Source organism: Streptomyces sp. NPDC047042 (genome assembly GCF_040644035.1).
Taxonomy (GTDB): Bacteria; Actinomycetota; Actinomycetes; order Streptomycetales; family Streptomycetaceae; genus Streptomyces.
Genome location: NZ_JBEYVP010000001.1, coordinates 311,927 through 335,572 on the forward strand (window position 1 = coordinate 311,927; position 23,646 = coordinate 335,572).

General features: G+C 69.7%; 16 protein-coding genes and 1 pseudogene. 8 read left to right on the forward strand and 9 right to left on the reverse strand.

Features of this window, described 5'->3' with window-relative positions:
- The first annotated feature begins 68 nt into the window (after window positions 1-68).
- Both aspS and ABZ855_RS01550 read left to right on the forward strand, forming a co-directional pair.
- A complete protein-coding gene (aspS, locus tag ABZ855_RS01545; protein WP_360799090.1) occupies window positions 69-1,832 on the forward strand; it encodes an aspartate--tRNA ligase in 1,764 nt (587 codons plus the stop codon).
- Between the two features lie 265 nt (window positions 1,833-2,097).
- A complete protein-coding gene (locus ABZ855_RS01550; protein ID WP_360799093.1) occupies window positions 2,098-3,444 on the forward strand; it encodes a polysaccharide lyase family 1 protein in 1,347 nt (448 codons plus the stop codon).
- A 605-nt stretch (window positions 3,445-4,049) separates the two neighbouring features.
- Here ABZ855_RS01550 and metG read toward each other — a convergent pair.
- Both metG and ABZ855_RS01560 read right to left on the reverse strand, forming a co-directional pair.
- Window positions 4,050-5,765, reverse strand: a complete 1,716-nt coding sequence (metG, locus tag ABZ855_RS01555) for a methionine--tRNA ligase (RefSeq protein WP_360799096.1) — start codon at window positions 5,763-5,765, stop codon at window positions 4,050-4,052.
- A 177-nt stretch (window positions 5,766-5,942) separates the two neighbouring features.
- Window positions 5,943-7,877: a VWA domain-containing protein gene (locus tag ABZ855_RS01560; protein ID WP_360799099.1), complete on the reverse strand. Its 1,935-nt coding sequence runs from the start codon at window positions 7,875-7,877 to the stop codon at window positions 5,943-5,945.
- A gap of 299 nt (window positions 7,878-8,176) precedes the next feature.
- On the opposite strand from ABZ855_RS01560, the gene ABZ855_RS01565 reads away from it, so the two are divergent.
- Window positions 8,177-10,255, forward strand: a complete 2,079-nt coding sequence (locus ABZ855_RS01565; protein ID WP_360799102.1) for a PhoX family protein — start codon at window positions 8,177-8,179, stop codon at window positions 10,253-10,255.
- Between the two features lie 337 nt (window positions 10,256-10,592).
- On the opposite strand, the gene ABZ855_RS01570 is transcribed toward ABZ855_RS01565, so the two are convergent.
- A complete protein-coding gene (locus tag ABZ855_RS01570) occupies window positions 10,593-11,102 on the reverse strand; it encodes a hypothetical protein (protein WP_360799106.1) in 510 nt (169 codons plus the stop codon).
- 848 nt (window positions 11,103-11,950) lie between these two features.
- Window positions 11,951-12,094, reverse strand: coding sequence for a hypothetical protein (locus ABZ855_RS01575; protein ID WP_360799109.1), 144 nt, complete (start codon window positions 12,092-12,094; stop codon window positions 11,951-11,953).
- Between the two features lie 115 nt (window positions 12,095-12,209).
- On the opposite strand from ABZ855_RS01575, the gene ABZ855_RS01580 reads away from it, so the two are divergent.
- Complete coding sequence (locus tag ABZ855_RS01580; RefSeq protein ID WP_360799112.1) at window positions 12,210-13,397, forward strand: Fic family protein; 1,188 nt, start codon at window positions 12,210-12,212, stop codon at window positions 13,395-13,397.
- Window positions 13,398-13,418: 21 nt separating this feature from the next.
- On the opposite strand, the gene ABZ855_RS01585 is transcribed toward ABZ855_RS01580, so the two are convergent.
- Window positions 13,419-14,378: a LysR family transcriptional regulator gene (locus ABZ855_RS01585; RefSeq protein ID WP_360799115.1), complete on the reverse strand. Its 960-nt coding sequence runs from the start codon at window positions 14,376-14,378 to the stop codon at window positions 13,419-13,421.
- A gap of 223 nt (window positions 14,379-14,601) precedes the next feature.
- On the opposite strand from ABZ855_RS01585, the gene snpA reads away from it, so the two are divergent.
- Window positions 14,602-15,264: a snapalysin gene (gene snpA, locus ABZ855_RS01590; RefSeq protein ID WP_360799118.1), complete on the forward strand. Its 663-nt coding sequence runs from the start codon at window positions 14,602-14,604 to the stop codon at window positions 15,262-15,264.
- A 112-nt stretch (window positions 15,265-15,376) separates the two neighbouring features.
- Here the strand turns inward: snpA and ABZ855_RS01595 are convergent, their stop codons facing one another.
- Window positions 15,377-17,395 (reverse strand): FUSC family protein, encoded by a 2,019-nt coding sequence (locus ABZ855_RS01595; RefSeq protein WP_360799121.1) that lies wholly within the window; start codon window positions 17,393-17,395, stop codon window positions 15,377-15,379.
- Between the two features lie 24 nt (window positions 17,396-17,419).
- On the reverse strand, window positions 17,420-18,220 hold the full coding sequence (locus ABZ855_RS01600) for an alpha/beta hydrolase (RefSeq protein ID WP_360799124.1): 801 nt from the start codon (window positions 18,218-18,220) through the stop codon (window positions 17,420-17,422).
- 111 nt (window positions 18,221-18,331) lie between these two features.
- On the opposite strand from ABZ855_RS01600, the pseudogene ABZ855_RS01605 reads away from it, so the two are divergent.
- Window positions 18,332-19,606, forward strand: a pseudogene (locus tag ABZ855_RS01605) (PLP-dependent aminotransferase family protein); the annotation flags it as partial.
- Window positions 19,607-20,069: 463 nt separating this feature from the next.
- On the opposite strand, the gene ABZ855_RS01610 reads toward ABZ855_RS01605, so the two are convergent.
- On the reverse strand, window positions 20,070-21,002 hold the full coding sequence (locus ABZ855_RS01610; RefSeq protein ID WP_360799128.1) for a hypothetical protein: 933 nt from the start codon (window positions 21,000-21,002) through the stop codon (window positions 20,070-20,072).
- A gap of 161 nt (window positions 21,003-21,163) precedes the next feature.
- On the opposite strand from ABZ855_RS01610, the gene ABZ855_RS01615 reads away from it, so the two are divergent.
- Window positions 21,164-21,625 carry an SH3 domain-containing protein gene (locus ABZ855_RS01615; RefSeq protein ID WP_360799131.1) on the forward strand — a complete coding sequence of 154 codons (462 nt, stop codon included), beginning with the start codon at window positions 21,164-21,166 and terminating at the stop codon, window positions 21,623-21,625.
- A 46-nt stretch (window positions 21,626-21,671) separates the two neighbouring features.
- Here ABZ855_RS01615 and ABZ855_RS01620 read toward each other — a convergent pair whose 3' ends face one another.
- Window positions 21,672-22,127 (reverse strand): hypothetical protein, encoded by a 456-nt coding sequence (locus ABZ855_RS01620; RefSeq protein WP_360799286.1) that lies wholly within the window; start codon window positions 22,125-22,127, stop codon window positions 21,672-21,674.
- 129 nt (window positions 22,128-22,256) lie between these two features.
- Here ABZ855_RS01620 and ABZ855_RS01625 point away from each other — a divergent pair, with 129 nt between their 5' ends.
- A complete protein-coding gene (locus ABZ855_RS01625; protein WP_360799134.1) occupies window positions 22,257-23,537 on the forward strand; it encodes a PP2C family protein-serine/threonine phosphatase in 1,281 nt (426 codons plus the stop codon).
- The last annotated feature ends 109 nt before the right edge of the window (window positions 23,538-23,646 follow it).

Here is a 23,646-nt window from a genome sequence, read left to right on the forward strand (position 1 = left end):
CCGGTGTTTCACGTGAAACACCGGCCAGGATCCCCGATCCCCGACCCGCGAAGGCTGGATGAACGACGATGCATCGGTACAGGTCCCACACCTGCGGCGAGCTCCGCGCCTCTGACGTCGGCAGCGACGTCCGGCTGAGCGGCTGGCTGCACAATCGGCGCGACCTGGGCGGCATCCTCTTCATCGACCTGCGCGATCACTACGGCATCACGCAGCTCGTCGCCCGTCCCGGCACGCCCGCCTACGAGGCCCTCGACAAGGTCTCCAAGGAGTCGACGGTCCGTGTCGACGGCAAGGTCGTCTCGCGTGGCGCGGAGAACATCAACTCCGAGCTGCCCACCGGTGAGGTCGAGGTCGAGGTCGGCGAGGTGGAGCTGCTCGGCGCCGCCCAGCCGCTGCCCTTCACGATCAACACCGAGGACGGGGTCAACGAGGAGCGGCGCCTGGAGTACCGCTTCCTCGACCTGCGCCGCGAGCGCATGCACCGCAACATCATGCTGCGTACGGCCGTCATCTCGGCGATCCGTCACAAGATGACCGGGCTCGGCTTCAACGAGATGGCCACTCCGATCCTCACGGCCACCTCGCCGGAGGGCGCCCGTGACTTCGTCGTGCCGTCCCGTCTCAACCCGGGCAAGTTCTACGCGCTGCCGCAGGCCCCGCAGCAGTTCAAGCAGCTGCTGATGATCTCCGGCTTCGACCGCTACTTCCAGATCGCGCCCTGTTTCCGTGACGAGGACGCGCGCGCGGACCGTTCGCCGGGCGAGTTCTACCAGCTCGACGTCGAGATGAGCTTCGTCGAGCAGGAGGACGTCTTCCAGCCGATCGAGCGGCTGATGACCGAGCTGTTCACCGAGTTCGGCAAGGGCCGTGAGGTCACCTCGCCCTTCCCGCGCATCCCGTTCCGCGAGTCGATGCTGAAGTACGGCTCCGACAAGCCGGACCTGCGCGCCCAGCTGGAGCTCGTCGACATCACCGACGTCTTCGAGGGCTCGGAGTTCAAGGCCTTCGCCGGCAAGCACGTACGCGCCCTGCCGGTGCCGGACGTGTCGTCGCAGCCCCGGAAGTTCTTCGACCAGCTCGGCGACTACGCCGTCACGCTGGGCGCGAAGGGTCTGGCCTGGGTGCGGGTCACGGAGGACGGTTCGCTGTCCGGACCGATCGCGAAGTTCCTCACCGAGGACAACGTCGCCGAGCTGACCAAGCGGCTGTCGCTGTCGGCCGGCCACGCCGTGTTCTTCGGCGCGGGCGAGTTCGACGAGGTCTCGAAGATCATGGGCGCGGTGCGGGTCGAGGCCGCCAAGCGCGCCGGGCACTTCGAGGAGGACGTCTTCCGGTTCTGCTGGATCGTCGACTTCCCGATGTTCGAGAAGGACGAGGACACCGGCAAGATCGACTTCTCGCACAACCCGTTCTCGATGCCCCAGGGCGGCATGGAGGCCCTGGAGACCCAGGACCCGCTGGACATCCTGGCCTGGCAGTACGACATCGTCTGCAACGGCATCGAGCTGTCCTCCGGCGCGATCCGTAACCACGAGCCCGACATCATGCTGAAGGCGTTCGGGATCGCGGGCTACGAGGAGGAGACGGTCGAGCGCGAGTTCGCCGGCATGCTCCGCGCGCTCCGCTTCGGCGCCCCTCCCCACGGTGGCATCGCCCCCGGCGTCGACCGCATCGTGATGCTGCTCGCCGACGAGCCGAACATCCGCGAGACCATCGCCTTCCCGCTCAACGGCAACGCCCAGGACCTGATGATGGGCGCGCCGACGGAGCTGGAGGAGACGCGGCTGCGGGAGCTGCACATCTCGGTACGGAAGCCGCAGCCGAAGTAAGGCATGAAGTAAGGCAGTACATGAAGTAAGGCAGTTCATAAGGTACTTGTCGTAGGGATGGCTCGGAATCGGTGGCGATTCCGGGCCATTCGTATGTCTGTGCTGGAATCCGGCGCAGGTTCCGGGCGCTTCGCGCGACGGAAAAAAATTCTTGCTGCTACTCGGCAACTTTCCTGTGTCCAGCGACAACTGATGAGCCGTAAGCCCCGCCCCCACCGGAGCTTCACGAACCGCACGTGATCCACAACCACGTAAGGACTCATCCGTGGCATCCCGCTCTCACCGCCGGTCCCTTCGCAAGCGGCGCACAGTTCTCGTCTCCACCGCGGCCGTGGCCGCCGCCGGGCTCGGCGCCGCCGTGCTGGCCATGAACGCGAACGCGAACCCCGTCGTCGACCTGGCCCACCAGGTGCTGCCCGCCAAGGACGGCTGGGCCGCCTCCGGTACCGGTACGACCGGTGGCGCTAAGGCCGACTCCGCGCACGTCTTCACCGTCAGCACCCGTGCCCAGCTGGTGAAGGCGCTGGGCAGCGCCACCAACTCCACGGCGAAGATCATCAAGATCAAGGGCACCATCGACGCCAACACGGACGACACCGGCAAGAAGCTGACCTGCGCCGACTACGCCGCCGGTACGGGATACTCGCTGGCCGCCTACCTCAAGGCGTACGACCCGGCCACCTACGGCAAGAAGGCGCCCGCGGGCACGCAGGAGAAGGCCCGGGACGCCGCGAAGCAGAAGCAGTCGAAGAACATCGTCTTCAGGGTGCCCGCGAACACCACCATCGTGGGCGTGCCCGGCACCAAGGCCGGGATCACCGGCGGCAGCCTCCTGGTGACGGGCGTCGACAACGTCATCATCCGCAACCTGACCCTCTCCGCCACCGAGGACTGCTTCCCGCAGTGGGACCCGAAGGACGGTTCCACCGGCAACTGGAACTCCGCGTACGACTCCGTCACCCTGCGCGGGGCGACCCACGTGTGGGCCGACCACAACACGTTCAGCGACGCGCCGTTCTTCGACAAGGCCGAGAAGACGTACTTCGGCCGCGAGTACCAGATCCACGACGGCGCCCTCGACATCACCAACGGCTCCGACCTGGTGACCGTGGAGCGCAACCAGTTCACCAACCACGACAAGACGATGCTGATCGGCAGCAGCGACACCGACAGCGTCGGCAAGCTGCGCGTCTCCATCCACCACAACGTGTGGAAGGGCATCACCCAGCGTGCCCCGCTGGCCCGTATCGGCCAGATCCACATCTACAACAACGTCTACGAGACCGCGACCCTCAACGGCTACGTGCCCCAGTACAGCATCAACTCCCGCGCGAAGGCCCAGGTCGTCGCGGAGAACAACGCCTGGATCGTGCCGGCCGGCGCGAAGATCGCGAAGCTGCTGAGCGGTGACGGTACGGGTTCGATCGCCGGCGGCGGCAACCTCGTCAACGGCAAGGTGACCGACCTCGTCGCCACGTACAACGCCGCGAACTCGAAGAAGCTGAAGACGACGGTCAACTGGAAGCCGACCCTCACGGCCGGCCTGGAGACCTCGGCGAAGAACCTGGTGACGGAGCTGACGGCCACGGTGGGCACGGGCATCCTGTCGTAGAGCGATCTCGTAGAGCGATCTCCTAGAGCAATCTCCTGGAGCAGGGAGGCGCCCGGGGTGCGTTCACGGGCGCCTCTGCGCTTCGCGTGCCTGCGGACACCGGAAGTTCGCAGGTGGGGCACAGGGTTCTCGTCGGGGGCGCACAGTGACGGGGCGTCTCATGGCCTCATGGGCACTGTCGCGCTCGCTCTCGCCGGAGGACTGGAGGACGTCATGGGAATCGCCGTTCCGCTCACGCTGCTGTTGATCGTCGGAGCGGTGGGTTCCGTCTCGTTCGTCCTGCTGCGCAGGCGGGCGGGGGCGTTCACGGTTCCGTCCGGCTTGGCCGGGCTGGACGCCGAGGTCGAGGCCAATCGGTGGGTGGTGCGGCTCGGCGGGAGTCTGGCCGGTCTTCGGCCGGGGGACGACGAAGGCGCCGCGCGGGCGTTGGCGCTGGCCGCCGGGCGGCATCGCACCGCCCGGGGCCAACTGGCCGACGCCCGCACCCCCGCCGAGTACGCGCTTGTGAGGCAGACCGCCGAGGAGGGGCTGCGGTACGTCAGCGCCGCCCGCAGCGCGCTTGGGCTCGAGGGCGCTGCGGGCGATGCCGTGGGCGGTAGAAGTGGCTACTCGGACGCGCCGCCGAAGCGCTCCTTGTACGCCTCCAGGTCGTCGTCCGTCAGCTTCGCGAACAGCACCGGCGGGACCGTGAACGGCGTGCCCGCGGGGACGGCGGACAGGGACTTCGCCTCGTCGGACGTGACCCACGTCGCCGTGTCGACCGGCGGCGCGAAGGCCGCGCGCATCGTCGCCGCCGTCGTCGGGATGAAGGGTTCCGAGACCACCGAGTAGAGGTGGATCAGGTTCATCGCCGTACGGAGGGTCAGGGCCGCGCCGTCCTGGTCGGTCTTGATCTCCAGCCAGGGCGCCTTCTCCTCCAGGTAGGAGTTGCCCGCCGACCAGAGTGCGCGCAGCGCCGCCGCCGCCTTGCGGAACTGGAGCGCCTCCATCTGGCTCTCGTACTCCGCGAGAAGCTCGGCGATCTGCGCGCCCAGCTTCGCCTCCGCCTCGCCGGCCGCCGAGCCCGCCGGGACCTCGTCGCCGAAGCGCTTCTTCGAGAAGGAGAGGACGCGGTTGACGAAGTTGCCCAGGGTGTCCGCCAGGTCCTTGTTCACCGTGGCGGTGAAGTGCTCCCAGGTGAAGGACGAGTCGTCGGACTCGGGGGCGTTGGCGATCATGAAGTAACGCCAGTAGTCGGCGGGCAGGATCTCCAGCGCGTCGTGCGTGAAGACACCGCGCTTCTGGGAGGTGGAGAACTTGCCGCCGTAGTAGTTCAGCCAGTTGAAGGCCTTGATGACGTCGACCTTCTTCCACGGTGCGCGGGTGCCCAGCAGGGTCGCCGGGAACATCACGCTGTGGAAGGGGACGTTGTCCTTGCCCATGAACTGCGTGTAGTGGACGTCCGCGTCCGACTCCCACCACCAGGAGCGCCAGTCGCGGTTCTCCGGGTCCTGGTCCGCCCACTCCTTCGTCGAGCCGATGTACTCGATCGGGGCGTCGAACCAGACGTAGAAGACCTTGCCCTCGGCGGCCAGCTCCGGCCAGGTGTCGGCCGGGACCGGGACGCCCCAGTCGAGGTCACGGGTGATCGCGCGGTCGTGCAGGCCCTCGGTGAGCCACTTGCGGGCGATGGAGGAGGCGAGGACCGGCCAGTTGTCGGCGCGCTCGTCGACCCAGGACTCGACCTCGCCGGCCAGCGCGGACTGGAGGAGGAAGAGATGCTTGGTCTCGCGGACCTCCAGGTCGCTGCTGCCGCTGATCGCCGAGCGCGGCTCGATCAGGTCGGTCGGGTCCAGGACGCGCGTGCAGTTCTCGCACTGGTCGCCGCGGGCCTTGTCGTAGCCGCAGTGGGGGCAGGTGCCGATGATGTAGCGGTCGGGGAGGAAGCGGCCGTCGGCGTTCGAGTACACCTGGCGGATGGCCCGCTCCTCGATGAACCCGTTCGACTTGAGCTCGCGCGCGATCTCCTGCGTGATCTCGTGGTTCTGGGGGGAGGAGCTCCGCCCGAAGTAGTCGAAGGCCAGCGCGAAGCCGTCGTACACCGCCTTCTGCGCGTCGTGCGCCTGTGCGCAGAAGTCCGCTACGGGGATGCCCTGCTCCTTCGCGGCCAGTTCGGCCGGGGTGCCGTGTTCGTCCGTCGCGCAGATGTAGAGGACGTCGTGGCCGCGCTGGCGGAGATAGCGGGAGTAGACGTCCGCCGGGAGCATGGACCCCACCATGTTGCCCAGGTGCTTGATCCCGTTGATGTACGGAAGGGCGCTGGTGATGAGGTGTCGAGCCATTGCGGGCTGCTCCCAAGTCGCTACATGGAGTGACGGTGTTGGTGTGTTGGGACCGTCTACGAACCTTGAAATCGTAGCCGACCGGTATGGGGCGCCCGCCTCCCGTTTTCGCTGGGGGAGGCGGGCGTTGGTTCCCTTTTGTTAATGGCGTTGTCAGGGGCGTCGTTAGGGGCGTTGTTACGGGCGCCAGTTCGCCAGTACGCCCTCGTACAGCTCCGTGTCCGTCAGCTCGCGGGGGGTCGGGCCCGCGTGGAAGAAGGATGTGTTGTCCGTCTTCAGCTTGCGGAGGTAGTCGAAGGCCTTGTTCTCCGGGTCGCCGAACGCGACGAACGAGAAGAAGATCGCCGGGTGCTTCGCCGCGGCGTCCGTGAGGGACTGGGTCGCGGGGGTTTTCGCGTCCGGGGCGCCGTCCGTCTGGAAGACGACGAGGGCGGGGAGCTTGGTGCCGGACTTCTCGTAGTGCGTGACGATCTCCTCCACGGCCGCGTGGTAGCTCGTACGGCCCATGCGGCCGAGGGAGGCGTGGAGTTCGTCGATCTTGTTCTCGTGGTCGGTGAGGGTGAGGTCGCCGGTGCCGTCCAGTTCCGTGGAGAAGAAGACGACGTGGACGGTCGACTCGGGGTCGAGGTGGGCGGCGAGGGCGAGGGTCTGCTCGCCGAGGGCTTGGGCTGAGCCGTCCTTGTAGTACGGGCGCATGGACGCGGAGCGGTCCAGGACGAGGTAGATCTTGGCGGGGGTGTTGGTGAGGTTGAGGGTGGTGAGGGTGGTGGTGGCGGAGTTGTAGGCGGTGAGGAGGGTGGGGGGGACGGCCTCGGCTTCGCCTTCGGCCGGGATGGTGTTCCCACCCGCACCGCCCGTGGCGCCTTCGTTGTCGGGTGCGGGTGGCCCCTGTGGGGCGTCCTGTGCGTCGGCGGCTACCGGTTCGGGGGCCGGAACTTCGGCTTCGCCGTCAGCCTCAGCCTCAACCTCAGTTTCGGGTGCGGGCTCCGGCTCCGGGGTCGGGGCCGGGGCCGGTTCGGGGGTCGCTTCGGCGGCAGGCTCTTCTGCGACGGGCTCGGATTCGGCCTCGGGCTCCGGGGAGACCTCGGCCACGGGCTCGGTTTCCGGCGTCGCCTCGGCGGCCGGTTCGGTCTCCGGCGTGGGCTCGAGGACCGGCTCCGGCTCGGGCTCGGCCTCCGGGGTCGCTTCGGCGACCGGCGTGGGCTCGGCGACCGGCTCCGGCTCGGGTTCCGGGGTCGCCTCGGCGACCGGCTCCGCTTCCGGCGTGGGCTCGGCGACCGGCTCCGGTGCCGTCTCGGCCACTGGCTCGGGCTGCGGCTCGGCCTCCGGGGTGGTGTCGGGCGCGGGTTCTGCCTCTGCGTCTGCCTCTACTGCGGGCTCCGGCTCGGCTTCGGTCTCTGCCGCAGCAGCGGCTGCGGGCTCCAGCTCCGCTTCGGTCTCTACCTCTGCTTGGGCTGCGGGCTCCGCCTCGGCCTCTTCCTTGGCCACCGGCTCCGGTGTGGTCCCGACCTCTACCTCGGTCTCGGCTACCGGCTCGGCCGCAGGGGTCTCCGCCTCTGTCACCGGGTCAGCCGATTTGGCCGCAGGCGTCTCCGGCTCAGCGACCGGCGTCTCCGCCTCTGCCACCGGCACCGCCGGAGTGTCGTTGGCGTCAGCGACGGGCTCCGCCGGAGCGTCGTTGGCCTCAGCGACGGGCTCCGCCGGAGCGTCGTTGGCCTCAGCGACGGGCTTCGCCGGAGTGTCGTTGGCCTCTGCCACCGGCTTCGCCGGAGTGTCGTTCGGCTCTGCCACCGGCTTCGCCGGAGTGTCGTTCGGCTCTGCCGGAGCGTCGCCTACCGGTGTTGCCTCGGTGGCTGGCTCCGTCGGGTCGTCGACGGGCCTTGACGGCTTGGGGACCGTTACGTTGTCGAAGGCTGCTGAGACCAGGTCTTCGGCGACCGACGGGGCTGCCGTGGGGGGCAGGGTCGGTTCCGGGGACGGGGCCGGGATTTTCGGCTCCGTGGCCTCCTGCTGGGGAGTGGACTCCGCCTCCCGCGTTTCGGGCGCCGCCTCGGCGTCACGCCCCTTGCGTGACTTGCCGAACGCGTTCCGCAGGAGAGTGAGAATGCCCATGTGCGCAACCCTTCACGTGAGTTGTAGCCGTCAATCCCTGGCCAGGACGGACACGTAAGGTTAGCGGGCCGTACTGGCGATCTTGGGCAGGGTCTTTCACGTAACCCGGCGGCCGTCAAGGGCGCCACTCCGCCAACCTCGCGCCCCACCCCTCGCGCATCCTTCTCGCACCCCCAACCCCCTTACCGCTCCCACGGGTTCACTCGTCGTTCACCCGGCGGCCCCACCCTCGCACCCCCACCCCCCTAGCGTCGCGCTGACACCAAAGGCACGTATAGGGACGTCCAGGGGAGAGTAAAGTGCGCAAGCTGCTGCCGTTGATCGGATCGTCGTCCGGATCGCATCCGGGCGGGCGGTCCGCGATGACCTGCCGTTTCCGGTGTGGTAATGCCTGCTTTCACGAGGTTCCCAACACCAGCGCCAACGAATACGTCGGCGATGTGATCGCCGGCGCCCTCAGCCGCCGTTCCGTGATGCGTGCCGCCGCCGTCGTCACCGTGGCCACCGCGACCGGTACTGTCGCGAACGTCGTCGGAGCGGAGGGTGCCGAAGCGGCCACCCGGCATCACCCGTCGCACCACCCGCACCACCCCCACCACTCCTCCGTGCCGCGTGGGCTGCGGTTCAGTCCCGTCGCGCCCAACACCGCCGACGCCGTGACCGTCCCCGGCGGGTATGGCCAGAACGTCGTCATCCGCTGGGGTGAGCCCATTCTGCGGGGCGCCCCCGCCTTCGATCCCGAGAAGCAGACGGCCGCCGCGCAGGCCGGCCAGTTCGGGTACAACAACGACTTCCTCGCACTGCTCCCCCTGCACGGCAACCAGCGGCTCCTGGTCGCCAACCACGAGTACACCGACGAGATCCTGATGTTCCGCGGCTACGACGCCGCCAACCCCACCCGCGAGCAGGTCGAGATCGCCTGGGCCGCGCACGGGCTGTCCGCCGTCGTGGTCGAGGGCGACCGGAGGACCGGGAAGCTCACGCCCGTATCCCGCCATCCGCTGAACCGGCGTGTCACCGCCACCACCGAGTTCCGGATCACGGGGCCCGCCGCCGGGTCGGATCTTCTCAAGACCTCCACCGACCCGACCGGGCGGAAGGTCCTCGGCACCCTCAACAACTGCTCCGGGGGTACCACGCCGTGGGGGACGACCCTGCACGGCGAGGAGAACTTCAACCAGTACTTCGCCAATGCCTCCCGTGACACCGACAAGCGGTACGGCATCGGCACCGGCGCCACCGAGCGCAAGTGGGAGCGGTTCGACAAGCGGTTCGATGTGGCGCAGGAGCCGAACGAGGTCCACCGGTTCGGGTATGTCGTCGAGTTCGACCCGTACGACCCCTCCTCCACGCCCCGCAAGCACACCGCCCTCGGCCGCTTCAAGCACGAGGCCGCCACCATCCGGCTCACCTCCGACGGGCGTCCCGTCGTCTACACCGGTGACGACGAGCGTTTCGACTACTTCTACAAGTTCGTCGGCAGCAAGCGGATGCGGCACGGGGACTCGCGGGCCGTCCGGGAGCACAATCTCTCCCTCCTCGATGAGGGCACGCTCTACGTCGCCAAGCTCACCGGTGACTCCCCCGCCATCGAGATCGACGGGAGCGGGAAGCTGCCCGCCGACGGTGAGTTCGACGGCAGCGGTACGTGGATCCCGCTGGCGACCGCCACCGCCAAGGGCGCCGTCTCGCACGTCGACGGCATGACCGCCGAGGAGGTGTTCGTCTTCACGAGGCTCGCCGGTGACAAGGTCGGCGCCACCAAGATGGACCGGCCCGAGGACATCGAGCCCAACCCGGTCACCGGCAGGGTCTATGTCGCCCTCACCAACAACACCAACCGGGGCAAGGCCGGCCTCGCCGCCGCCGACGAGGCCAACCCGCGCAACTCCAACAAGCACGGGCAGGTGCTGGAGCTGACCGAGCGGTGGAACCGGGCTGAGAGCACCTCGTTCGCCTGGTCGCTCTTCCTCGTCGCCGGTGACCCGAACGACCCCGCGACCTACTTCGCGGGCTTCCCGAAGGAGCAGGTCAGCCCGATCTCCTGCCCGGACAACGTCGCCTTCGACCGCCACGGCAACCTGTGGATCTCCACGGACGGCAATCAACTCGGTTCACACGACGGGCTGTTCGGCGTCGCGACCAAGGGCGCGCGGCGCGGTGAACTCAAGCAGTTCCTGACGGTACCGACCGGCGCCGAGACCTGCGGCCCGGTCATCGGCGAGCGCCAGGTGCTCGTCGCCGTACAGCACCCGGGCGAGATCGACGGCGCCACGGTGGAGAAGCCCGCCAGCACCTGGCCCGACGGCCCGGGCAGGATCGTCCGCCCGGCGGTCGTCGCGGTGTGGCGTACGGACGGGTGCGACATCGGCGTCTGAGCGGCTTCAGAGCCGGTCGTTGAGATCAGACCGAACAGGTCGCGACCGTCCTCGGAGTAGCGGAGGCCCGTGTGCGTCAGCCGGCAGCAGCTGACGCACACGCTGGTCGCGGGGCCGGCCGCAATGGGAGACGACTCGAGTAGCAGCGTCGGCGGCGGTTCCCCAGGTTCCCGTTGAGCCGATGCACGACATGACAGCCGAGGAGTGGCGCCGGCCGCCCTGTACTGGGACGCTCAGCTGCCGAAGCTCCTTCGCCCGATGACGATCGGCGGGTTCGTCGCCGGCGGGTATGACAGCCAGGAGGGGAGACAGCCTCCTGTGCCGGGGCCTTGAATTCTCATCCGAGGCTGCTCGTCGCCGTCTTGTACTCGGCGGCCTGCGCTGGTGTCAGATAGTGCGACACCCGAACTAGTAACACCCCGTCGACATAGTCGTACTCGGCGAGCGCGGGCAGCGACTTCGTGACTGTCTGGATGTATTTCGCGCGGGCCTGGGCATCCGACTCAGAGTCGAACACCTCGATCGCACCCCCGAGCTCGACGGCACCCTTCTCCGCGCCGACAACATCGGACGCCTTCACTCGAGTGTCTGTGAAGGTGGTCTTCGACGTGTACTGGCCGGGCCGGCCGAGGAGATGGTTCGGGTCGCCGGCGGCGGTCACGGTGCCAGATGCCTTGGCCGTGGTCACCTTTTGGACGATCTGCGTGAGCGCGCTGCTCGCGGTGATCGCGGTCTTGGCAGTTGTCGCCTTGGCCGCGTTGTCCGTGGACGTGGGGGACTTGCTGCTGCACGCGCTGAGCCCGGCGACGAGGAAGGCCGCGGTGGCGACGGTGAGGGTTCGTCTCATGCGGGTGATCATGGAGGGCGCGGACGTCCGGTGGGGTGATGTGGCTATTTCGTGACGATAGGTTCGATTAGTAGGGTTTTGCGTACGTAGTCGGCTGGCGCTGGCGGCCTCCACTGAGGAGATGTGTACGTCATGGTGGCCGCTGCGTACCCGTCCGCCATCTTGAGCCTGTGTACGAGGACGGGCAGGCGTTCGTACGGTGGCCGCCCCCGATCGGGGAACAGGGACGGGCACTTTCTGCGCGCCGGCGTATGTCGTCCAGGTCGTCGATAATTCGCACGCGGGAGAACGGCGCGCTCCGCTCGGCTTTCGCGCGCACGTTGACGTCCACGGATGGGCGGGCTCCGGCTCCGGGAGGACGCCGGCCGTGAACGCCTGGGAGCGGGCCCCTGCCGGTCGGAGCCGTAGCCGCGGCGCACCTCCATGCGGAAGGCGGTTCGCTCGAACTCCGAGAACAGGTGGGTGATCTTCTCGAAGGGGATCAGCGCTCGGGGTCGGTGAGCTGATCGCCCTGGACGACGATGTCTCCGGTCTCCTCGACCTCGTACAGCGAGGGGTAGAAGTTCACCGCGTGACGAAGGCCCCGCCCGGAAACGAGCGGTCCGCTCTACGCCCGGCCGGCGACCGTCTCAGTACCCCTGGGCTGCAACATCAGTGATCTTCACTGACAACTCCGTCCCCGACGACCGCCGTCTCGATCACCGGCCCGGAATCGCCACCGCGGATCTCATAGGTGATCTCATACGTCGCGCCGGGGTCGATGTCCGCGCTGTCGACAAGCAGCGTCAGGTCCGGCTCGACCGTCAGGTTGCAGCCCGCTGATCCGAAGCACTGCTTTGTCTTCGTCTTCAGTTCGATGGTGACTGCACGACCACGACACCCGTGGCGACGACGGCGGCGGCCGAAGCGATGATGACGAGGTTGGTGCGGGACTTCTTCGGCGCCTGCGGAGGCGGGAAGTCGGGCATGGGTGGCGGCGTGCTGTCGGTCATGGTCCCCCCAAGGATTTCGGTGTACTGGTCATACGTGACCCTTGGAGAGGTATGCCTGTGTTGTGCGTGAATGCTTGACTAATTAAAGTAGTCAAAGAATGGCTACCATGACTACATGAAGCAGTCGTCGCACATCGAGCTCTACACGGCCCCCTCCCTGACCGGAGAGGACAAGGCGGTGCTGGGCGAGATCCACCAGATGCGCAAAGACATGCGACATGTGCTGCGCACCCCTCGCCGGTGGGAGGGCGGCCTGCGCCGTTCTGTCCTTGCCAAGGCCATCCAGGGCTCCAACAGCATCGAGGGTTACGTCGTTGAAGAGGACGACGCTCTTGCGGCGCTCGATGATGACGAGCCCATGAGCGCCGATGAGAAAACCTTTGAGGAGATCAAGGGTTACCAGCGAGCCATGAGCTATGTGCTCGCCGTAGGTGGCGACAACCTTGCCACGTACAACGCCACTGAGCTGCGGGCCATGCACTTCATGATGCTGCAGCACGAGCCGTCCAAGTCGCCGGGACGATTTCGCAGGGGACCGATCTACGTCCACAACGAGGCCACCGATGAGCAGGTGTACGAAGGGCCCGGCCATGAGCTGGTGCCTGACCTCATGGACGTGCTGGTCGAACATCTCCGCACCGACCACGATCACGACCCTGTTGTCCGCTCTGCGATGGCACACCTCAACCTGGTCATGATCCATCCGTTCCGAGACGGCAACGGACGTATGGCTCGCGCCGTCGCGACGCTCGTGCTGACGCGCTCGGACATTGGCGACCCGGCCTTTTCATCCATCGAAGAGTGGCTTGGCGTCACTGCCAACACGCTGGACTACTACGCGGCACTCGGTCACACCGGGCACGGTGTGCGGGCGCCCCGCCCTGACGCTCAGCTGTGGCTTTCGTTCTGCCTGCGCGCTCATCACATGCAGGCTCAGACGATGGCTCGGCGTTTCGAGGATGCCAGCCGTTACTGGGCACATCTCGACGGCTTGGTTGAGCGCCACTCGCTTCCGGAGCGCGTGATGGATCTATTGTTCGACGCGGTCCTCGGGTACCGGATTCGACGCAGCGGGTACATGAAGCGCGCCGAAATCGAAGGACAGATGGCCACCCGCGACCTTGCTCACCTGGTAGCCCTCGGTCTCCTGGCCGCACACGGGTCGGGGCGAGGAAGGTACTACACGGCTGCGGGCTCGATTCTGGAAGCCCGCGCCGATGTCCGCGCACAGCGTTCAGCGATCACCGATCCGTACCCTTGGATGCGTCCCAAGTTGGCCGAGCCTGTCGTCTTGGTCAAGTGAGCGGTTGCGCCAGACGCGTTCTCAGAAAGCGGCTTGTGCGTGTGGGAGGGCCGGCACCGGGGATTTTGCATCCCTCTGTGCCAGCCACTCCCGGTAGGCAGGTGCCTGGAGTGCCACCTCCTCGTATGCCTCCGCCAGTGCGGGGTGCACTCCGTCGAGGTCTGTTTCTGTGCGGGCCGCCAGTAGGAGGCGTACGCCGAGAGGGTCGCCGTGCAGGCGGCGTACCGCCATTTCTGGGCGGGGCTGGCAGGTCGCCTGGCAGACGGTGACCACCTCGCCGGTTGCCACCAGTGTGGCCGTGGTGTGGTAATCGCCGTGCAGGACAGGGGGGTTGAGACCGGCCGCGCGCAGCATGCGCAGTACGGCGTCGTACTCGCCGTCGACCGTCTCGTCCACCATCCAGCGGTCCTCGGCCAGCTCGGAGAGGTGGACCACTGGTCTCGCGGTGGCCGGATGGTCGGCGGGCAGGGACACGAACTGGGGTTCCCTGTCGACCAGTACGCGCAGGCACAGGCCCTCGGGGATCCTGAGCGGGCACCCTTCGACCTCGTGGACGAACGCCACGTCCAGCTGTCCGTCGGCGACCATGCGCAGCAGCGCGTTCGCGGAGACGTCCATGCGGAGCGTGGGTTCCTGCTGGCGTCGGCGCAGGCGGCGCAGCCAGCCGGAGAGGGCCCTGCTGGCCGTCGAGCCGATGCGCAGCTGGGGTCCCTCGACCGCGGCGGCCCTCGCCTCCGTCACCAGCGAGCGCATCTCCGCGACCAGGGGGCGGGCCCGGCTCAGTACGACCCTGCCGAGCGGGGTCGGGCGGCAGCCCGCCTGGGTGCGGGTGAACAGCTCGCCGCCCAGTTCCAGTTCGATCCGGCGCAACTGGGTGCTCAACGAGGGCTGGGCCACGCCCAGTTGGCGGGCCGCCCGGTGCAGGCTGCCGGTGTCGGCTATGGCGCAGAGCGCCCGTAGGTGCCTCACCTCTAGCTCCATGCGACCGGCTCCGCGTCGCGAATCATGCGCATGCACATGTCCATGCCATCGCACCCTAGGCGGGAACCCCGCCTTCCGACAGACGCACACAGGTGTGCAAATCCGGATGATTCCCCAGGTGATAGGGCCGGGTTATCAGGACTTGCCATCATCACAGCCGCCGCACGGACGCCGACACTCACCGTACGACCGACTGACTCATCCCCCACCCAAGGAGTCATCGATGAGAAAGCCCATCTCCGGTGTCGTGGCGGCGGCGTTAGGCCTCAGCCTGGCAACTCTCGCCCTGGGTACGGCAGTTCCCGCCTCCGCCGCACCCGCACCCACGTCCGCGCCCGCCGTGAAGGTCGCGAAGGCCGCGTACGCCGGGTCGGCCGAGGAGGCCGCCGCCAACAAGGCGTTCTTCGAGGCCGTACTGAAGTCCGTCGCCGAGAAGCGCGCCGCCAACCCGCGCTCGGCCGCCGCGGTCACCGTCATCTACAACGCGTCCCGCGCACCCTCGTTCAGCGCCGAGATAGCCCGCTCCACCTCGATCTGGAACAGCTCGGTGACCAACGTGAAGCTCCAGGCGGGCACCGCTGCCGCCGCCGACTTCACCTACCGCGAGGGCAACAGCTCGCAGGGCTCGTACGCCTCCACGGACGGTCACGGCAGCGGGTACATCTTCATCGACTACGCGCAGAGCCGGCAGTACAACCCGACCCGTATCACCGCCCACGAGACCGGCCATGTGCTCGGGCTGCCCGACCACTACTCCGGCCCGTGCAGCGAGCTGATGTCGGGCGGCGGTCCCGGCACGTCCTGCACCAACGCCAACCCGAACGCCGCCGAACGCTCCCGCGTCAACCAGCTGTGGGCCAACGGGCTCGCGGCGGCCATGCGGTAGTCAGGCCCAGTAACCCCAGTAACCCCAGTAGCCCCAGTAGCCCACCCCCCACAGGCGCGGGTCGTCCCTCTGCACAGGGACGGCCCGCGCGTTGTTTCGCCGTCGGGGGCGGTCACTTGGGCGAGGTGATCGCCCTCGCCGCCGCGACCTCCTGGCGGAGCGGCTCCAGGACGCTGTCAGCCGGTCCGCCGAGGTCCGTACGGACCGCGTACAGCGTCTCGACGCGGCGCAGGCCGTCCGCCAACTCCCGCAGCTGGGCGGCGATATGAGTGATCTCGGCCTCGGACGGCGGCTCGGCGCCGTGCTTGACGTGGACCCGGGCCGCGGTCGTCGCGTCGACGATGCGTTCCACCGCGACGACCAGGGGCCACCAGGCCGCCGCCCGTCGTCCGGTGGGCGGCGGTTCGGTCAGGGCGCGCTGGAACTCCGTACGGACGACGGACAGATCGCGGTACAGGCGTCGCCGCATACGCGCCCGGGCCGCGCCCTCGGTGTCCGGGCGGAACGCCGACTCCACGTAACGGGCGGTGTCCGACACGGCGTTGGCGAGCCGGTCGCCGACGCGGGTGTGCCAGCTCTCCGGCCACAACAGGTACCCGGCGACAAGGGCGATCCCGCACCCCATGAGGGAGTCGAGGAGCCGGGGCAGCAGCAGTGCCGTGCCCTGATGGTTGAGGACGTCGGAGAGAAGGAGGATCACCGGGGTGATGGCGGCCGTCTGGTAGCCGTACCCGCGCGGGGTGAGCGCCGGGATGAGCGTGGCGAGCAGCAGGATCACGGGTACGTCCCACCAGCCGCGCGGCACCTGGACGAGCACCCCCGCTGCGACGACCAGCCCCACGACCGTGCCGAGGGCGCGCAGCAGGGCCCGGGAGAAGACCGAGCCGAAGTCGGGCTTCAGGACGAAGGTGATGGTCAGCGCGACCCAGTACGAGCGTGGCACCGGGACGGTCGAGACCAGGATCTGCGCGAGGCCGATGCACAGGGCGAGGCGCAGGCCGTAGCGCCAGGAGCCGCCGGACAGGAGGACGTCGCGGGCGGCGCCGGCGGCGCGTACGCGCAGGGTGGCGGGTCGGCCGAGCCGGTCGTCCGTGGAGCCGGTGATGCCGGTGGTGCTTGTGGTGCCGGTGACGCCGGTGACGCCGGTGGTGCTTGTGGTGCTCGTGATGCTTGTGGTGCGCAGGTCGGGGGAGCGGCTGCCTACCACCTCGGCGGTGTGGCGCAGGGACTGTTCGACCGCCCGGGAGGTGTGGTCGGCCGGGGCGGGGAGGCGCAGCCCGATGGGACCGCTGTAGCCCGTCTCGACGGCGTCGGCGAGGTGCAGGACCGCCTCCGGGACCTCGGGCGGCAGTGGGCGTCCGGCCTGGTGGGCGGCGGGCGCGGCCTCGACGACCGGGGTGATGGCGTTCAACTGGGCGAGCAGGCGTACGAGTTCGGGGCTGCGGCCGTGATGGCGGGCACGTCGGGCGAGGACGAGGTCGTAGGACTGGTTGAGGGACTGGGTGACGGCGTACCGGGCGTCCTCGTAGCCGTCGGTGGCGCAGGCGGCGAGCAGTTCGGCGACCCTGCGGTAGGTCCGCCCGACCGCCGCCCGCTCCGGCACCCCCGACCGCAGCGGCCAGGCGAGCAGGGCGAGGGCGAGGACGAGCAGCCCGCCCCCGGACATCAGCGCCGGCGCCAGCCACCATGCTCCCGGCAGCGGCAGCCCGGCGCCGATCACCGAGTTGAGGAGCAGCAGCAGCCCGGAGACGGAGGCCACCGCGCCGATCGTCGAGATCATCCCGGAGACGAGCGCCACGCAGGTGACGGCGGCGACGGCGGTCCAGCCTTGCCCGTACACCAGCGAGCCGAGGGTGACGCCGAGCGCGCCGAAGAGCTGGGGGATCGCGATGTTGAGGATGCGCATCCGGTACGCGTCGGCGGTGTCCCCGATGACGCCCGAGAGGGCGCCCATGGAGGCGAGGGCGCCGTAGGAGGCGTGGCCGGTGGCGAGGCCGACGGCCAGGGGCAGCGACATGGCGACGGCGGCGCGGGCCACGGCGGGGCGGTTGACGGGCGGGGCCGGCTGGGGCCGGAGGTTCCGCACCAGCCAGTCGGGAGGTGTGAGGCCGATGGGGAACTCGCGGGACATGGCCTCATTATCGCCATGCCCCTTTCAGGGAGCGGCGGTGTCGATCCGCGTCTCCAGGAACTCGGCGAGGACCTTGTTGAACTCCGCCGGGCGTTCCAGGTTGGGCATGTGGGCCGCGCCCTCGATCACGTGGAGCGTGGAGTCGGGGAGGGCCGCGTGCATGGCCTCGGCGTCGGAGACCGGCGTGAACTCGTCGTCGGCGCCCACGACGACGAGGGCGGGGACGGTGAGGCGGGTCAGCAGGGGGCGGTAGTCGGGGCGCTGGGCGCGGCCCCGGAGCGCCGCCGCCGCGCCCCGGGGGTCCGTGGCCGTCATCATGCGGTGGACGTGGGCCTTGACGTTCGCGTCGGCGGCCGGGGCCACCATCTTCTCCAGCACCTCGTCGGCGTACCCGCGCATGCCCTCGGCGAGCAGACGGTCGGCCATCGCGTTGCGGGCGAGGTGGCCCTCGGGGGTCTCGGGGGAGGGGAAGGTGTCGGCGAGGACGACGCCCCGGACGCGCTCCGGGAAGCGGTCGCAGCACTCCATGACGATCTGGCCGCCCATCGACAGCCCGACGAGCACGCACGACTCGACCTGGGCCTCGTCGAGCAGTTCCTCGATGTCCTGGGCGAATTGGGAGAGGGGGGTTGCGGCGTCGAGGGCCGCCGGGAGGGCTGCAGGGACAACCGCCGGGGCGGTGCCGTAGCCGCGCAGGTCGGGGGCGATGATCCGGCGGGTGGCCGAGAACGCCTCGATCTGGGGGTTCCACATCGTGTGGTCGAAGGGGTGGCCGTGCACGAGGACAAGGGGGATGTAAGGGGTGATAGGTGTGCGAGGGGGCATGTGAACGACCCTAGATCGGTTCAACTCCTCGGTGCAATAAGATCTTTGCACTCGGTGCAATGTCCGAGAACGAGTTACGGGCACGACGGGCACGACGGGTACGGGGGATATATGGACGACGACTATCGGCGCCTCGCCGACCGCATAGCCGACGACATCGCCACCGGGCGGCTCCGCCCCGGTGAACGGCTGCCTCCGCAGCGGGCGTTCGCGCGGCGGCGCGGGATCGCCGGGTCGACGGCCGGGCGGGTGTACGGCGAACTCGTGCGGCGCGGACTGGTCGTCGGCGAGGTCGGACGCGGCACGTTCGTGCGGGCCGCGCCCTCCGAGCCGGGCGGGCGCGCGCTCGCCGAACCGACGGTGAGCGGTGAGGCCGCGACGGTCAATCTGGAGCTCAACTACCCTTCTGCGCCCGGCCAGTCGGAGCTGCTCGCTCCCGCGCTCGCGCCCCTGCTGCGGCCCGATGTGCTCACCGAGGCGCTGCGGCCGGCGCCCGCCACCGGTACCGCCGAGGCGAGGTCGGTGGTCGCCGGGCTGCTCGCCACCCCGGGCTGGCGGCCCGACCCCGACGGCGTCCTCTTCACGGGCAACGCCCGGCAGGCGATCGCCGCCGCCCTCGCCTCCCTGGTCCGGCCGGGCGGCCGGGTCGGTGTCGAGGCGCTGACGTATCCGCTGGTCAAGGAGATCGCGGGCCGCCTCGGCATCATCCTCGTGCCGCTGGCCATGGACGAGGAGGGCCTGCGTCCCGACGCCCTCGCCGCTGCCCACCGCTCCGCTCCCCTGGCCGCGCTGTACGTCCAGCCGACGCTGCACAATCCGACGTCGGTGACGATGGGCCGGGCGAGGAGACTTGAACTTGCCTGTGTGGTGCGGGAGTTGGGGCTGCCGGTGGTGGAGGACCGGATCTGGTCGTTCCTCGCGGACCCGGAGAGGGCCGGTTCGGGTCCGGAGGGGACCGGCTGGGGAGACCCGCTCGCCGCGTACGTTCCCGAACTGGTCCATGTCGTCGACGGGTTGTCGAAGCGGGTTGCCCCCGGACTCACCGTGGGCTTTCTCGTCGTACCGCCGGACCGGGCGGAGGCCGTGGCGGCGGCGGTGCGGTCGGGTGGGTGGAACGCGGGGCGGTTCGCGCTGGAGGCCGGGGTGCGGTGGGTGAGGGACGGGACGGTGGCACGCCTCGTGGCCGCCAAGCGGGGGGACGCGGCGCGTCGACAGCGGTTGGTGGCGGAGGAGTTGGCGGGGGCCGGGGGCACGGTGCGATCGGACCCGTACGCCTACTACGTCTGGTGGGAGCTGCCCGCGTCCTGGCGCGCGGACACCTTCACGGCCGCAGCAGCGGCCCACGGAATCGCAGTCACCCCGGGCAACGCGTTCGCGGTGAGCCCGGTGGGGTCGGTGCCGGCGTCAGGGTCGCCGGGGGTGCCGGGGTCGGTGGCGGGGTCGGCGGGGGCGCCCGGGACGCCGGGGATGCCGGGGGCGTCGGGGGCGTCGGGGTCGCCGGGTCTCTCGGGGCTGCGAGGGGCGACGGGTCCGTCGGGTCTGTCGGGTTCGTCGGGACCGCTGGATGGCTCGGGGTTGCGAGGCCCGTCGGGTCCCTCGGGTCCCTCGGGTCCCTCGGATCCGTCGGGGGCGTCGGGTGCTTTGGGTTCCGCGAGTTCCTCGGATCCGTTGCGTCCGTCGGGTCTGTCTGGGCCGTCCGGGCCGTTCAGGTCGTCCGGGGGGTCGGGTCCGGCTGGGGTCGCTGGTTCGTCGGGCTTGCCGGGTGCTTCTGGGCCCTCTGGGCCCCCTGGGGCTTCTGGGGCTTCGCGGGCAGTGCGGGCCTTCGGGGCGCAGCGGGGGCCCGATGCCGTCAGGCTTGGGCTTGCGTCGGCTCCGGAAGGGGAGTTGGTGCGGGCGTTGCGGATTCTTGCCGCAGTCGCGCGGCGCGGGCGTACCGGTCCGTGACCCACATGCCGGCGGCCACGGTGAGGCCGAGGGCGAGGAGCAGCCAGGAGACCGTACGGAGGGTGGCCGTCAGGGCGTCGTAGACGGCACCGGCGGCGGGCGCCGAGACGCCCGGCGGCAGGTCGGCCAGGGTGAGGCGGCGGACGATCGCGAGCGCGACGCCGAGCAGCGCCCCGCCGAGGGCCGTACCCAGCGCGGTCGCCGTGATCGCCCGGCGGCGCTGCACGGCGAGGGCGATCCCGCTGACGGCGAGGACTCCGGCCGTCACCGGAAGCCAGAAACCGGCGACTTCGAGCACGCGAAATCCCTTCCGGAGCGGTACGAGATCCTGCGCGGGCAGAACCGCCACCTTGGTGTGCGCGATGGGGATACGGCTCGCCAACGGCACGTTGTCGTCGGTGAGTTGCCGCTTGACCTGGGCGGTGACGGGGGCGAGGTCGATGGTGACGGCCCCCTCCTCGCCGTACTGGCCGTAGTTGCGGCGGTGGTTGTCGCGCAGGGCGTGCAGGACGGCCTCGTGGGTGGCGCGGTTCGCCGTGTCCCACGCCGTGCGGAAGGCCTCGGTGCGGGTGAACGAGTGGACCGCGTCCTGCACGAAGTGGTTCACGGTGTCCTCGAGCGGACCGACGTCGACCGCGTGCACGATGCCGGCGCCGACGTTGTCCGCGATCGCGTCCTGGACGTACGGGTTCTCGGCGAGGGGAGCCATCGCGGTGACGTACCGGCCGGTGTCGGCGAGCCCGTACGCCGCCCAGGCCGAGAGCGCGCCGAAGGGCAGCAGCAGACACGCGAGGGCGATGAGCGCGGCCGACAGGGCGTTCCGGAGACGGTGAGGCACCCCTCCAGGCAAGGGCCCGGGGGCGTGCGGCGCGAGCCGGTTGACTGCAAATGGGCGTGCGGGACAGCCTCTTCGGTGGAGCCTCCGGTGGAGCGTTCACCCGAACGGGTGTTTCCTGGTTTTGGTGGGACATCAACGTATTCGGGGACCAGGAGGCGGTCATGCGCATCACCCCGGTACTTCCGGCACTGCTCACCGGTGGAATCCTCGCCGCGTCGCTTTCGGTCCTGCCGGTCGGTACGGCGTCGGCGGCCGTGGCGGGTGACTCCGGCGGGTCCCACGGCCACGGGGTCCGGGGCACCGTCGTCTCCGCCGGTGAGCTGAACCTCCGACAGCAGCCGACCACGGACTCGCCCGTCGTCGGGCGGCTGGCGCCGGGCAGCCACGGCCGCGTCGAGTGCTCGGTCGTCGGCCAGAGGGTGCGCGGCAACTCGCACTGGTACTGGCTGAAGGGCGTCCACGCATGGGCGAGCGCCGCCTTCATCGACACCGGGGGACGGTCGGTGCCCCGTTGCACCGACCCCTGCCCGGAGTGGAAGGACGGCGGCGGCGACGGCCACGGCGACGGCCACTGGAGCGTCTCGGGGACGTGGAGCTTCAATCTGGACGTCACCTTCGGCTGATGGCCGCTGAGCACCGCCGCACGCAGCTTCTCACCCTGTCGGGAAATCAGCTGACCCGGCGACCGGCCGCGTCCTCGTGTGTGTAGTAGTGGTAGAACAGCGTCGCCGTCACCGCTCCCGCGACCATCAGCGAGTTCCCGGCCGACCGCAGCACACTCGCCCCGGTCTGGCTGTACAGGAACCCGAACGCGATCCCGGCGAACGCACCCCACACCACCGCGTGCAGCTCCCGCTTCAGCCGCGGCGCCACCGCCTGCACGCCCATCATCAGCACCATGAACGCCAGCGCGCTCACAAAGCCGAAGAGGACGTTCCAGCCGGTGATGGGACCGCCGTCGCGCCGGTTGGCCGCGGCCCAGAAGCCGTAGACCAGGCCGAGCGCGACGGGCAATACCCGGTGCACGGCCAGGTGGGTCCGGGCACTGAAGACGTCGGGATTCCTGGGCCGACCGGGACCACCTGCCCCACCCGGCCCACCCGTCCTGCCTGGCCTGCCTGCCATACCGTGCGTTCCGGACGTTGTCTGAGCCATGAGAGTGTTCCTCTCTCCTCGCCCCCGCCCTCCAGAGCACACCTGGGAAGGCCCCCTGGCAAGTCGACAGCGGGGACCGGCCGTGTTTCGCTGAGTTCCATGAAGCCGGTGCGCCTGATGGGCCCGGTGGGCCCCGTGGATCCGGTGGGCGCGGACCAGGGCCCGGCCTTCTCGTCGCCCGCGTTCTCGTCGTCCGCGTTCACGTTCGCCGGACGGAGCGTCGGCTGGGTGCCGCCGCTCGTGCTGCTCGTCGGGATCGCGGTCCTCGACTGGAACACCACCGGCGAGTTCCGGATCATCTCGTGGATCGTGCTGGTGCCCGGGATCGCCGCCGCGCTGTGCCGGGTCGCCGGCACCGTCGCCTTCGCGGTCCTGTCCCTGTGCACGTACGTCTTCGTCGACGGTGCCTGGCCGCACCAGTACCAGACCGGGCTGCCCGACTTCATCCTCGTCGCGCTCGGCGGGGTGCTGGCCGTTCTCGCCTGCGCGGTCCGGGTGCGCGGCGAGCGGCGCATGCTGCACATGCGGGACGTCGCCGAGACCACCCGTCGTACGGTGCTGCGTCCGCTGCCGCCGGGCTGGGGCGGCCTCGACCACGCGGCCGTCTATCTCGCCGCCGACGCCGTCGCCCGGGTCGGCGGCGACTTCTACGACATCCAGCCCGGCCCGTACGGCACCCGGGTGCTCATCGGTGACGTCCAGGGCAAGGGGCTCGGCGCGGTCGAGGCGGCCGCCGCGATGCTCGGCACGTTCCGGGAGGCCGGCTACCACGAACCGGCGCTCGCGACGGTCGCGGAACGCCTCGAGGTACGGATGCTGCGGCACGTCCGTTACCGGGCGGCCGTGGGGCGGGACGAGGGGGACCGGTTCGCGACGGCCGTCCTCATCGGCTTCCCGGCGGGACAGGGGCAACAAGGCCGGGACGCGGATGCCTCCGGTGTCTCCGATGCCTCCGGTGCCTCCGGTGCCTCCGGTGTCTCCGGGGGCTTCGTCGAGGTCGTCAACTTCGGGCACGAGCCTTCCCTGATCGTGTCTCCCGACGGGGTACGGAGTCTGCCGCCGGGGGACGGACTCCCGCTCGGGCTCAGCGAGTTGAGCCCTGGTGGGGGTGGGCGGCCGTCCGTCGTCCGGGTGCCGCTCGCCGACCGGGAGACCCTGCTCCTCGTCACCGACGGCGTCACGGAGGCCCGGGATTCCGGCGGTGCGTTCTTCCCGCTGCGCGAACGCGTCGCCGAGGCCGTGGCCGCCGATCCGCGCGTCGCCGAGCCGCGGCGGCTGGTCGCGTTCGTACGGGACGGCACGCTGCGGCACTGCGGGGGGCGGCTCGGCGACGACACGACGGTGTTCGCGGTGCGGGTGAGTGGGCCCGGTGGTGGGTGACGGGGCCCGGCCTCGGTACAAGTTCCCCATAGGGGGTGATAGCCGTACCGGCGATCCCTCTTCGCAGTCGCACCCGTTACGGTGCTGCCTAGGGTTTGTGACGGGCGTG